This is a genomic window from Sphingobium indicum BiD32, from assembly GCF_000382885.1.
In the GTDB taxonomy this organism is placed as follows: domain Bacteria; phylum Pseudomonadota; class Alphaproteobacteria; order Sphingomonadales; family Sphingomonadaceae; genus Sphingobium; species Sphingobium japonicum_C.
Genome location: NZ_CAVK010000171.1, coordinates 38,270 through 49,971, shown reverse-complemented (window position 1 = coordinate 49,971; position 11,702 = coordinate 38,270). Strand labels below are relative to the sequence as shown.

At 64.2% G+C, this 11,702-nt stretch carries 11 protein-coding genes and 1 tRNA gene; 6 read left to right on the top strand and 6 right to left on the bottom strand.

From position 1 onward, the window contains the following. Positions 1-110: 110 nt before the first annotated feature. Positions 111-1,250, bottom strand: coding sequence for a ubiquinol oxidase subunit II (gene cyoA, locus EBBID32_RS17105; protein WP_006961784.1), 1,140 nt, complete (start codon positions 1,248-1,250; stop codon positions 111-113). Between the two features lie 164 nt (positions 1,251-1,414). Between cyoA and EBBID32_RS17100 the strand changes: the two genes are divergently transcribed. Then, complete coding sequence (locus EBBID32_RS17100; protein WP_006961783.1) at positions 1,415-2,749, top strand: MFS transporter; 1,335 nt, start codon at positions 1,415-1,417, stop codon at positions 2,747-2,749. Positions 2,750-2,819: 70 nt separating this feature from the next. Here EBBID32_RS17100 and EBBID32_RS17095 read toward each other — a convergent pair whose 3' ends face one another. After that, the gene (locus tag EBBID32_RS17095; protein WP_006961782.1) at positions 2,820-3,665 is read right to left on the bottom strand and encodes a glycosyltransferase; all 846 of its coding nucleotides are present in this window, start codon (positions 3,663-3,665) and stop codon (positions 2,820-2,822) included. Positions 3,666-3,671: 6 nt separating this feature from the next. Beyond that, complete coding sequence (locus EBBID32_RS17090) at positions 3,672-4,943, bottom strand: ammonium transporter (RefSeq protein WP_037491453.1); 1,272 nt, start codon at positions 4,941-4,943, stop codon at positions 3,672-3,674. A 109-nt stretch (positions 4,944-5,052) separates the two neighbouring features. Between EBBID32_RS17090 and EBBID32_RS17085 the strand changes: the two genes are divergently transcribed. Next, positions 5,053-5,754, top strand: a complete 702-nt coding sequence (locus EBBID32_RS17085; protein ID WP_006961780.1) for an NAD-dependent deacylase — start codon at positions 5,053-5,055, stop codon at positions 5,752-5,754. Between the two features lie 183 nt (positions 5,755-5,937). Here the strand turns inward: EBBID32_RS17085 and EBBID32_RS17080 are convergent, their stop codons facing one another. The 3 genes from EBBID32_RS17080 to EBBID32_RS17070 form a co-directional block, all read right to left on the bottom strand. Continuing rightward, complete coding sequence (locus tag EBBID32_RS17080; RefSeq protein WP_037491450.1) at positions 5,938-6,966, bottom strand: FecR family protein; 1,029 nt, start codon at positions 6,964-6,966, stop codon at positions 5,938-5,940. Beyond that, complete coding sequence (locus tag EBBID32_RS17075) at positions 6,884-7,489, bottom strand: RNA polymerase sigma factor (RefSeq protein ID WP_006961778.1); 606 nt, start codon at positions 7,487-7,489, stop codon at positions 6,884-6,886. The genes EBBID32_RS17080 and EBBID32_RS17075 overlap by 83 nt, the downstream gene beginning before the upstream one ends. 177 nt (positions 7,490-7,666) lie before the next feature. Further along, positions 7,667-7,861, bottom strand: coding sequence for a hypothetical protein (locus tag EBBID32_RS17070; protein WP_006961777.1), 195 nt, complete (start codon positions 7,859-7,861; stop codon positions 7,667-7,669). 126 nt (positions 7,862-7,987) lie between these two features. Between EBBID32_RS17070 and EBBID32_RS17065 the strand changes: the two genes are divergently transcribed. From EBBID32_RS17065 to clpP, 4 genes are all read left to right on the top strand, one after another. Continuing rightward, positions 7,988-8,072, top strand: a tRNA-Leu gene (locus tag EBBID32_RS17065). A 59-nt stretch (positions 8,073-8,131) separates the two neighbouring features. Continuing rightward, entirely contained in the window at positions 8,132-9,733 is a 1,602-nt protein-coding gene (tig, locus tag EBBID32_RS17060) for a trigger factor (RefSeq protein WP_006961776.1), read from the top strand. A 143-nt stretch (positions 9,734-9,876) separates the two neighbouring features. Next, positions 9,877-10,854 (top strand): glycosyltransferase family 2 protein, encoded by a 978-nt coding sequence (locus EBBID32_RS17055; protein WP_006961774.1) that lies wholly within the window; start codon positions 9,877-9,879, stop codon positions 10,852-10,854. 89 nt (positions 10,855-10,943) lie between these two features. After that, a complete protein-coding gene (gene clpP, locus EBBID32_RS17050) occupies positions 10,944-11,579 on the top strand; it encodes an ATP-dependent Clp endopeptidase proteolytic subunit ClpP (RefSeq protein ID WP_006961771.1) in 636 nt (211 codons plus the stop codon). Positions 11,580-11,702 lie beyond the last annotated feature (123 nt).

Sequence of the window (11,702 nt, the reverse complement as noted above, 5' to 3'; positions counted from 1 at the left end):
CCAGACGGAGGGGTGTCCCGCTATCGATGGGGCGGCACCCCTCCGACAGGGCTACGCCCGGCCACCTCCCCTGCAAGGGGAGGATTGGGTGTCGGCGGGCGGAATGAACATCACATGCCATGACCACCCCCATGTCCCTCATGATCCTGCTGCCCCGGTGCCTGTTTGCCCCGCTCGGCGGGCGTGCGCTCTGCCGCTGGGGTCATGCCCGCAGGCTGGGCGATCTCGCCCTTCTTGCCGGGTTCGACCGGGTGATATCCGCCCACGTCGATGGTGCCGTCATGGCGCAGGCCAGCGGTGTCGCGGGCCGATTCCTTGCCCGCGCCGCCTTGGCTGTCGGTCATCATGATCGCGTCCATGCACCGCTTGCCCGGTTGCACGCACATGTTCAGCGCGGCGTGGAACAGGCGGGGTTCGACACTGGCATAATAGGTCGGCTTCACCTTTTCGCTCGGCTGTTCCAACTTCACATAGGTGGCGCGGTCGAGCGTCGTGCCGCTGGCCTTCACGCGGGCGACCCACTGGTCAAAGCCGCGCTGGTCCATCGCGTGGAATTTGAAGCGCATGTTGGAAAAGCCCGCGCCCGAATAGTTGGCGGAAAAGCCGTCGAACCTGCCCGGCTTGTTGGCGACCGCGTGCAGGCTGGTCTGCATCCCCGGCATGGCATAGATCTGCCCCGCCAGCGCCGGCACGAAAAAGCTGTTCATGATCGAGGCGGAGGTGATCTTGAATTCGATCGGCTGGTCGACCGGTGCGGCCAGCTCATTGACCGTGGCGATGCCAAGCTCCGGGTAGATGAACAGCCATTTCCAGTCGAGCGCCACCACCTCGACCTGCAAGCGTTTCGCCGCAGGATCGACCTTGCGCTGCGCGTCCAGTCGCTCGATCGGGCGATAGGGGTCGAGCAGATGGGTGCTGGTCCAGGTGACCGCGCCCAGCGCGATGATGATCAGCAGCGGCGCGGACCAGATCAGCAGTTCCAGGCTGGTCGAATGGTCCCAGTCGGGATCATAGTCCGCCGCCTGCGCCTTGGCCCGATATTTCCACGCGAACCAGGCGATGGTGGCCATCACCGGCAGCACGATCAGCAGCATCAGGACGGTGGCGATCAGGATGAGATCGCGCTGCTGCATCGCAACATCGCCGGACGGGGCCATCACCACCCAGTTGCACGCACCCAGCGGCAGTAGCAGCAGGGGCGTGAATCGGCGCAGAAATGCGCGGCTTTTGGCGGGCTGACGAGCGATCATGGCCTCCGTCTAGTCAGGAAGTTACCGGGGCGACATTGGACCTTTTGTCCTATCCCTGCGCGGCTGCGAAATAGGGCATGGCTCTATTTGACCAAGGGGTGATTCGCCGTGCAACGAAGTGCGGCGGACAATCGTTCCCGCAGCATGAAGGCCCGTTCCACGCCATGACATCCGCGACGACTACGCCCAACGAAACGCAGGCGGAACATGACGTGCGCAATCTTCATGCACATGGTGGCAAGAAGATCGCGCCCGGCGAGATTGCCATCGGCGTCATCATCGGGCGGACGTCGGAGTTTTTCGACTTTTTCGTCTATGCTATCGCATCCTGCATCGTCTTTCCCGCCCATGTCTTTCCCTATCTGTCGCCGCTCATGGGCACGCTCTGGTCCTTCGCCATTTTCGCGCTGGCCTTTGTCACCCGGCCGATCGGGTCGTTCATCTTCATGGCGGTGGACCGGGCCTATGGCCGGGGGGTGAAGCTCACCATCGCCTTGTTCCTGCTGGGCGGATCGACCGCGGCGATCGCCTTCCTGCCCGGCTATGCGACGATTGGTCACGGCTCGGCGCTGCTGCTGGCGCTGTTCCGCGCGGGGCAGGGGGTGGCGCTGGGCGGCACATGGGATGGGCTGGCGTCCCTGCTCTCGCTCAACGCGCCACAAGGCAAGCGCGGCTGGTATGCGATGATGCCGCAACTGGGCGCGCCGCTGGCGCTGATCGTGGCGGCGGGACTGTTCGCCTTCTTCCTGTCCACCCTGTCGTCCGCCGATTTCCTGAGCTGGGGCTGGCGCTATCCCTTCTTCGTGGCGTTCGCGATCAATGTGGTCGCGCTGTTCGCCCGGCTGCGGATCGTCGTGACGGAGGAATTTTCGCGGCTGTACGAGACGCGCGAACTCCAGCCTTCGCCGGTCATCCCGACCATCCGCAGCGAGGGGCGCAATATCGTTATCGGCGCTTTTGCCCCGCTCGCCAGCTTCGCGCTGTTCCACATGGTCACCGTGTTCCCGCTGTCATGGATCGCGCTTTACACCGACCAGCCGCTGGAGCGCTTTCTGGTGATCGAGGCGATCGGCGCCTGCGTCGGCCTGCTGGCGATCATCGTGTCGGGCTTCGTCGCCGACATGATCGGGCGCCGCCGGTTGCTGGGCTATTCGGCGGTCGGCATCGGCTTCTTTGCCGTCGCTGCGCCGCTGCTGCTCAATGGCGGCGATCTGGGCGAGGTTGCCTTCATGGTGCTGGGCTTCATCCTGCTGGGCCTCAGCTTTGGCCAGTCATCGGGCGTGGTTGCCTCCAACTTCCGCACCGCCACCCGCTATACCGGGTCGGCGCTGACGTCGGACCTCGCCTGGCTGGTGGGTGCGGGTTTCGCGCCGCTGGTCGCGCTGGCGATTTCGGCGGAGTTCGGACTGGCCGCGTCGGGCGCCTATCTGCTGTCGGGCGCGGTGGTCACCGGCTTCGCGCTGTTCGTGAACAAGGAATTGGCGGGCAAGGACCGCTAGATTCTGATGACTTCAGGGTAAAATCCCAACTTCGCTCGAAACGAACGGATCAGGGGTTAGTCATCGCGTTCTAAACCGCGTTCCGCATCCGGGCCAGTGCCTTGCGGTCGAACCAGGCGCTGATGCCGCCGCGCGGGCGGAAGCGGGGGAGCCAGTCGGGATAGAGGCTGGCGAGGCGCGGGGGCAGGCCGTTGGGTCCCTCCCGCGTCATGATGTCCGACACGATGCGGTTCTGGAAGAAGCGCACCGAATAGTTGATCAGCCTCTTATACTGCATCCGCCAGGTCGAGGGGCGGAAGAAACTGACCTGTTCGCAGACGAAACCCGCGCCTTCGCAGGCGACCACGCGGGAAACGTCCCAGCCGCTATCCTTCTGCAAATCATTATGCGCCCAGGCCGCGACCAGCCCGTCGTCGCCGATCAGATCGTCGGGCAGGCGCAGGTTTCGCGCGCGGATCGCGGCGACAAAGCCGCCCGACAGCGCATAGAGATCGCCGAACAATCCGCCCTGCGTGCGCAAATCGCGGCGATAGGTCTCCGCCATACGGCCATTGACCGGCATCCCGGCAGCGGCATTGGCATGGGGGTGGGCGGCAAGGTCCGCGACCAGCGCGTCGATCGACCCGGCCTGTATCTCCGCATCGCCATCCATGAAGATGACCGCCTGCTCATCGCCGGTCAGCAGGTCGTGGACCAGATGGTTCCACGTCCGCGACTTGCCGCCCGCTATGATGTCATGAACGATGACATTGGCGCGTCCGCCCGCCGCTGCGGTCGCGCGCGACACGGTGGCGTCGGTCGTGCCGTTGACCAGCACATGAAACATCGTGTCCGCCCGGTCGAGCGGCAGCGACCCAAGGCAGGCGGCGATGCGCTTTTCTTCCTGATGGGCGAAGATGGCGACTGCGACGGGCATGGCGTTTTAGCGGAAATCCCAGCCCTGCTGGCCATGCTGGGCGGTGTCGAGGCCATCGGCTTCCTCCTGCGCGCTGACGCGCAGCGGCACGACCATCGACACGATCAGCGCGGCGATGGCGGTGCCGATCATTGCCCACAGCGCGACCACGACAAGGCCGATGCCCTGGCTGAGCAGCGCGGCGCTGAGGCTGACCGGCGTTTCATAGCCGACCCCGCCGAGCAGCGGCAGGACAAAGACGGGGAGCAGCAGGATGCCGGTCAGCCCGCCCAGCCCATGGACGACGAATATGCCCGCCGGATCGTCGATCCAGCGACCGGCCAGCCCATTGCCAAGACGGCAGACCAGTGCCGCGATGACACCGATCATCATCGCGCCGCCGGTGCCGACCAGCGCGGCGCTGGCGGAGATGGCGGCGATGCCAGCCAGAGCGCCGCTCAGAACGCCGGTGGCGCTGGTGCGCGCGCCCAGCAGCCGGTCGAGCAAGGCCCAGACCAGGGCAGCGGCGCAGGCGGCGAAATGATGGTTCAGGATAGCGGTCGCGGCGTCATCGGTCGCGCCCAATGCCCAGCCGCCGACCACGCCCGACAGGCCGATCCACAGCAAGGCACCGCCTGCCAGACTCAGCACCGGCGAGTGACCGGGATCGGATGCTTCGCGCCGCCGCCCGGCGATCAGCGCCAGCGTCAGCGCGGAAAAACCGGCGACGCCATGCACCACCAGCCCGCCGGCAAAATCCAGCACACCCATGTCCGCCAGCCATCCACCGCCCCAGACCGCATGGGCCACAGGCGCAAAGACCAGCAACAGCCAGAGCGGCGCAAAGCCGATCAGCCAGCCCAGCCGCGCCCGTTCCGCCACCGCGCCGGTCAGCAGGCAGGCGGCGAGTAGCGCCAGCGCCATCTGGAACAGGACGAAGGCGGATTCAGGCACCGTCATCCCCTCCCGCAACTGCCCCAGATTGGCGAGCAACAGGTTCGCGCCGCCGCCCAGCCAGGCGCTGCCCGGTGCATAGGCGATGGAATAACCCGCAATCGCCCAGACCAGCGACACGACCGCCGCCACCGCCGCGCCCTGCGTCATCACCGACAAAGCGTTGCGGACATTGACCAGCCCCGCATGGCGCAGCATCAGCCCCGGCAGCGCGGCCAGCAACACCAGCAGCGCGCACAGGATCATCCAGCCGGTATCGCCACTATCGGCGACGGCCACTTGCGCCAAGGCGGGCTGCGGCAGCGCGATGGCGGCAAACAGGGGCAGGGTCAGGGCAAAACGCATGGGATCATGTTCCGGCTTTACTAGGACGCTGGGGTTTATCGCGGGCGGGGTAAAGACTTCGATAAGCAGGACCATGGCGTTGGCGGCGGGCTTTGGCTAGGCTGGCGACATGAAGCTGGACATAGACAATATCGTCATCCTGACTGGCGCTGGCATTTCCGCCGAAAGCGGGCTTGCCACCTTTCGCGGGCCGGACGGATTGTGGGAGGGGCATCGGGTCGAGGATGTCTGCACGCCAGAGGCGATCGCACGCAATCCGGCGCTGGTGCATCGCTTCTATGATGAGCGGCGGGCGAAGCTGGGCGAGGTCGCACCCAATGCCGCGCATGAGGCGCTGGCAGCGCTCGACCGGGCGTGGCCGGGAGAATTGCTGATCGTCACGCAAAATGTCGATGACCTGCATGAACGGGCCGGGGCGAAGCGGCTGATCCATATGCATGGCGCGCTGCGGTCCGCCCTGTGCGTGGGATGCGGCAAGGCGGTGGCGTGGAGCGGACCGCTACCGCCCGGATCGATCTGCGATGGCTGCGGGCGAGCCAAGCTGCGGCCCGACATCGTGTTTTTTGGCGAAATGCCCTATGAGATGGACGCGATCGATGCTGCGCTGCGCCGCGCGGACCTGTTCGTGTCGATCGGGACATCAGGCGCGGTCTATCCCGCGGCAGGATTCGTCCAGACCGCCCGCCATGTCGGCGCGCGGACGCTGGAGCTGAATCTCGATCCGTCGGCGGGCAGTTACTATTTCGAGGAAACGCGGCTTGGCCCGGCCAGTGTGCTGGTGCCGGACATGGTGCGGGATTTGCTGGGGTAGGGGCGATTGGCGCTCACCCACCACATCCTCCCTTTTAAGGGGAGGTGGCAGGGCGCAGCCCTGACGGAGGGGTGTCGCGCTATCGAGAGGGCGACACCCCTCCACCACCAGCTACGCTGGTTGAATGGAGTCACGTGCCTCCATTCAACCCCCTCCCCTTGCAGGGGAGGATTTTGCCAACCCTCACAACCCGACCTCATTCTCCACCATGTCCGGCTCATCGTCGCGATAGAGGAGCATGACCGATCCGTCCTCGCCAGTCACCGCGCGGATGGGGAGGCTCAGCTGCAGGGCGGAGAGGAACTCGCGGCTGTCGCTGATGCGGAAGCGGCCGCCGATGCGCAGCGCCGATACGCGGGTGTCGCCGATCAGGATCGGGGCGGTGCGGTAGCGGTTGAATTCGCCGGTCGCCTGCTCGATCGTTTCGCCGTCCAGCTCGACCATCTGTTCGCGCCAGGCGGTGCGCTGGCCGACCAGTCGGGGGTCCAGCCGGGTGAGGGCGATGGTGCGCGGCTGGATCACCGCGCCGCTGCCTGCGCTGACCCGCTTCTGGACATTATCGCCCGAATGGACGGTGACGGTGCCATGGGTAACGGTCAGTTCGACGATCGACGGGCGCATCCGCACGTTGAAGGCGGTGCCGACCGCGCGGATGACGGCCGACCGCGCTTCGACGTCGAACGGGCGTTCGGCGTCGCGGGCGACGTCGAAGGATGCCTCGCCTTTCAGGATGCGGACCTTGCGGCCATTGTCGGTGAAACGGACTTCGGCTTCGCTGTCGCTGTTGAGGTGGAGGGTCGATCCATCCTCCAGCGCGATGTCGCGAATCTGGCCGATGCCGGTCTGGAATCGTTCGACTCCGCTGAAAGTGCGGACGGTGACGATGGCGGCGACGATGAAGAGCATGACCGCGACGGCGGCGGCGACCATGATGTTGCGCGACAGGCGGCGCTGCTGTTCTTCGCTGACGATCTGCGCCATTGGGGGCAGGGTGACGTCGGCGGCGGCGCTTTTCAGCCGCTCTGCCGCTTCCCAGGCGGCTTCGGCGCGGGCGAAGGCAACGGCGTGGCTTGGGTCAGCCTCGACCCATTCGCAAATGTCGGCTTCGTCCTGCGGGCTGGGGTCGCTGTTAAGCCTGGCCAGCAGGCGCGCTGCTTCCGCTTCGATCGCGGCCCTGGTCCCGCAGCTTGATTCTGGCCCCGACCCCTGCACGCTCGAAATCCGTTTCCTCACGTTCTGCCCAGGCCCGCATAACTATCGCGATGGCTTTGGCCAGATGTTTTTCAACAGTAGAAACGGATAGCGACATCTCCTCCGCTATTTCCAGCATCGATTTTTCGTGGATGCGGCGAAGAATAAAGACCCGGCGACATTGGACGGGCAGCGACTCGACGATGACCTGCACCTGACGAAGGGCTTCGCGGGCGTGCAATTGTGCCTCGATCGTGTTTTCGCCGCCCAATAGTTCCAGGTCAGCCATGGTTTCAAAGCTGACCACCTTGTTACGGCGGGCCGTGTCGATGACGAGATTGCGGGCGATGGTGAAGAGATAGGCCCGGCCCGTCGTCACATTTTCCCAGTTTTCCGTGGCATAGGCGCGGGCCAGGACTTCAGCGACCATGTCGTCCAGTTCATGGGTGGACGGCAATATGCGTCGCAAGCGGCCACGCAGCGCGGCTTCCTGTGGCAGGATGACGGTTTTGAACCATTCCAGTTTCGCGCGAACCCGATGCACGTTGACCCCCTATTTTGTCAGCCGCGCCTCTCCATGTTTTCTATCTGTCACAATTCAATCATGCTTGCAGGGGTCTGTCCAGCGGCGGAGTGGCCATATTTTAACGATCAAACAAAAAGGTTCCGCCACCGGGCATATAAGTTGTGGATATATCGCGTCCGGCGACACATTCGTCGGTCAGTCCGGCGGCACTTCCGCAGGCGCGCTGTCGGGCTGGTCATAATCGGGGCCGACCGGCGTGATCTCGTCCGGTTCGCTTACCGGCAATTCCTGCGGAGTCGCGGGCGCGGGGGTTTCATCCGGCGACTGTGGGTCAATGATGTCGGGCGGGGGTACGCCGTCGGGGCTGTTGGGGTCGGGCTGGGTGGCCATGTCTGCCTCTCTCTGCTAGGGAATGAACAGGTTACGCATAGGCCATCGCGCCGGTTCCGTCGCCCGACTCACTATCCCTTGCCCTTGCTCACGCTTTTCTCTATGCCGCGCCGACCGGCGACCGATGCGGGCGTGGCGAAACTGGTAGACGCGCCAGATTTAGGTTCTGGTATCGCAAGATGTGGGGGTTCGAGTCCCTTCGCCCGCACCAGTATGCCGCCCGCGGCAGCGCCATCGAAATTCAGCTGAAGAAAGCGTTTGAGAGAAGAGATGCAGACTGTCGAGACGTTGAACGAGGGCCTTAAGCGCGCCTACACTGTCACCATCACGTCGAAGGATATCGACGCGCGAGTGGAAAAGGAAGTGAAGGCCATGGCCCCGCAGGTGCGGATGCCCGGCTTCCGCCCTGGCAAGGTGCCCGCCAATCTCGTCAAGAAAATGCATGGCGAAGCGCTCCAGCGCGACGCGCTCAACAACAGCATTCAGGAAAGCATCCAGAAACTGATCGCCGACCAGAAGCTGCGTCCCGCGATGCAGCCCTCGGTCGAGCTGGACGAAGGCTTTGAATTCGGCAAGGACGCCGAAATCAAGGTCGCGCTGGAAGTGCTGCCCGAAATCGCGGCACCCAGTGTCGATGGCATCAAGCTGGAACGGCTGACCGTCGAAGTCGCCGACGCACAGGTGGATGAGGCCGCTGGCCGCATCGCCACGCAGCAGGGCGCGCTGGAAGAAAAGGGCGACGATCATGTCGCGCAGGACGGTGACACGCTGGTCATCGATTTCCTGGGCAAGGTCGACGGCGAAGCCTTTGAGGGCGGCGCGGCCGAGGACGTTAAGCTCAAGCTCGGCGCAGGCCAGTTCATCCCCGGTTTCGAGGAGCAGCTGGGCGGCGTGAAGAAGGGCGAAGAGAAGATCATCGAAGTGACCTTCCCCGAAGATTATGGCGCGGAGCATCTGGCCGGCAAGCTCGCCACCTTCGACATCAAGGTGAAGTCGATTCTGGACGGCGACAAGCCCAAGCTGGACGATGACTTCGCTAAGTTGCTGGGCCTGGAAGGTCTCGACCAGCTCAAGGATCTGCTCAAGGGCCAGATCGAGCAGGAACATAACGGCCTGACCCGCACCCACATGAAGCGCAAGCTGCTCGACCAGCTGGCCGCCGCCCATGATTTCGACGTGCCGCCGAGCATGGTCGAAGCCGAGTTCGAGCAGATCTGGCAGCAGCTTCAGCATGAAGCGACGCATGAGGAAGATCCGGCTGCGGCGATCGCCGAAATGGAAGCCGAGAAGGAGGATTATCGCGCCATCGCGGTGCGTCGCGTTCGCCTGGGCCTGCTGCTCTCCGAAATCGGCCAGGCCAACGGCGTGACCGTCAGCGACCAGGAAATGAACCGCCTGATCATGCAGGCCGCGCAGCAATATGGTCCGCAGGACCGTGAACGCTTCGTGCAATATGTCCGTCAGGACCCGATGGCCGCAGCCCAGCTGCGCGCGCCGCTGTACGAGGACAAGGTCGTCGACTTCCTGTTCGACAAGGCCGAAGTCACCGACCGCGCCGTGACCAAGGAAGAGCTGGAAGCGGCGATCGAAGCCGAAGATGGCGACATCAAGCCCCATGTCCATGGTCCAGGCTGCGGCCATGACCATGACGAAAAGCCCAAGAAGAAGGCCGCAGCGAAGAAGGCGGCTGCTGAACCCGCCGCCGAAGCCGAAGCGGTAGCCGAGGAAGCCCCCGCCAAGCCGAAGAAGGCCGCCGCCAAGAAGGCTGCCCCTGCCGAGGCGGAAGCCGAAGCGCCCGCCGCCGAAGCCGCTGCCGAGGAAAAGCCCAAGAAGAAGGCCGCTCCCAAAAAGGCCGCTGCCAAGGCTGAATAAGTCCGGCTGACAAGCTATGAAAAGCGCCCGGCTTCCGACAGGAGGCACGGGCGCTTTTCATTTCACAGGCGGCATGGCAGAGGAAATATTAACCCTGTCGGTCCATGCCGTTCGGCACGGAAAGCAGCAGGATCGTAAGGCCGATGAAGGAATTTCCCGCCATGACCAGCGACAGCGGGCTGGCAGTCCCGCGGATTGCGGTGATCCTGCCCTGCTATAATGAAGCAGGCGCGATCGTGCAGACGGTGGAGGATTTCCGCCGCGCGCTGCCCCATGCCGACATTTATGTGTTCGACAATAACAGCAGCGACGGCAGCCGGGATCTGGCGCGGGGGGCTGGCGCGATCGTCCGCCGCGTGACCCAGCAGGGCAAGGGCCATGTCGTGCGCCGCATGTTCGCCGATGTCGACGCCGACATCTATATCATGGCCGATGGCGACGCGACCTATGAGGCCGCCGCCGCCCCTGCGATGGTTGCCGCCATGCTGGAGGATAATCTGGACATGGTGGTGGGGTGCCGCAAGTCGCAGGCCGAGGAAGCCTATCGCCCCGGCCATCGCCTGGGCAACTGGGCGCTGACCAGCCTGCTCAAGCAATTGTTCGGGCGCAGTTTCACCGACATATTGTCGGGCTATCGCGTCTTTTCCCGCCGCTTCGTCAAAAGCTTCCCGGTGCTGTCGGCGGGCTTCGAGATCGAGACCGAGATCAGCGTCCACGCGCTCGAACTCGCCATGCCCGTGGCCGAAGTCGTCACCGCCTATGGCGCGCGGCCCGAAGGGTCGGTCAGCAAGCTTTCCACCTATCGCGACGGTTTCCGCATCCTGCGCACCATCTTCACCCTCTACCGCATCGAGCGGCCGATCCTGTTCTTCGGCGTTATTGCAGCCTTTCTGGCGGCGCTGGCGCTGGGCCTCGCCGCGCCGCTGATCGTCACCTATATGGATACGGGACTTGTGCCGCGCTTCCCGACTGCGATCCTTGTCACCGGCCTCATGATCCTGGCGACCCTTTCGGGCATGTGCGGCCTTATCCTCGATACCGTGGTGCGCGGACGGCGGGAGGTGCGGCGGCTGTCCTATCTCGGCTTTCGCGCGCCATCCGACTTCGCCCGGCGCGACTGATCCGGCTTCCTTCCCACACGCCCCCTTGAACCATTTGCCGTTTGTACCGATGTAGGGGGCGGGCAAAAGCACCTGACTGAAAGAGCAAAATGACCAACATCATGCATGATCCCATGGCCGCGCTGGTTCCTATCGTTATCGAGCAGTCGAACCGTGGCGAGCGCAGCTTCGACATTTTCTCGCGCCTGTTGCGTGAACGGATCATCTTCGTGACCGGCCAGGTGGAAGATCACATGGCCTCGCTGATCGTCGCCCAGCTGCTGTTCCTCGAATCGGAAAATCCGAAGAAGGACATCTGGATGTACATCAACTCGCCCGGTGGCGTGGTGACGGCGGGCATGGCGATCCACGACACGATGAAATATATCCGGCCCCAGGTCGGCACCGTGTGCATCGGCCAGGCCGCGTCGATGGGCAGCTTCCTGCTCGCCGCCGGTGAGCCGGGCAAGCGCATTGCGCTCGGCAATGCCCGGATCATGATCCACCAGCCATCGGGCGGCGCGCAGGGCATGGCGAGCGATATCGAGATCCAGGCCAAGGAAATCCTGCGTATCCGCCGTCGCCTGAACGACCTCTATGTCGAATATACCGGCAAGCCGCTTGAAGAGATTGAGCGGGCGATGGACCGCGATACCTTCCTGGAGGCCGATGAGGCCAAGGCCTTTGGTCTGGTCGATGAGGTGTTCAGCAAGCGTCCTGCGCTGCCCGAAGCCAGCGACACTTAAAGCCCATCTTTACCGGGGCGCGCTATTTTCACCCCTTGTGAAACCGGCGCGCCACGGTCTAGGATGAATATGGACCAGAATACCCGCGCCGGAATGCGGTTTTGGTGATTGTTGAACCGGCAG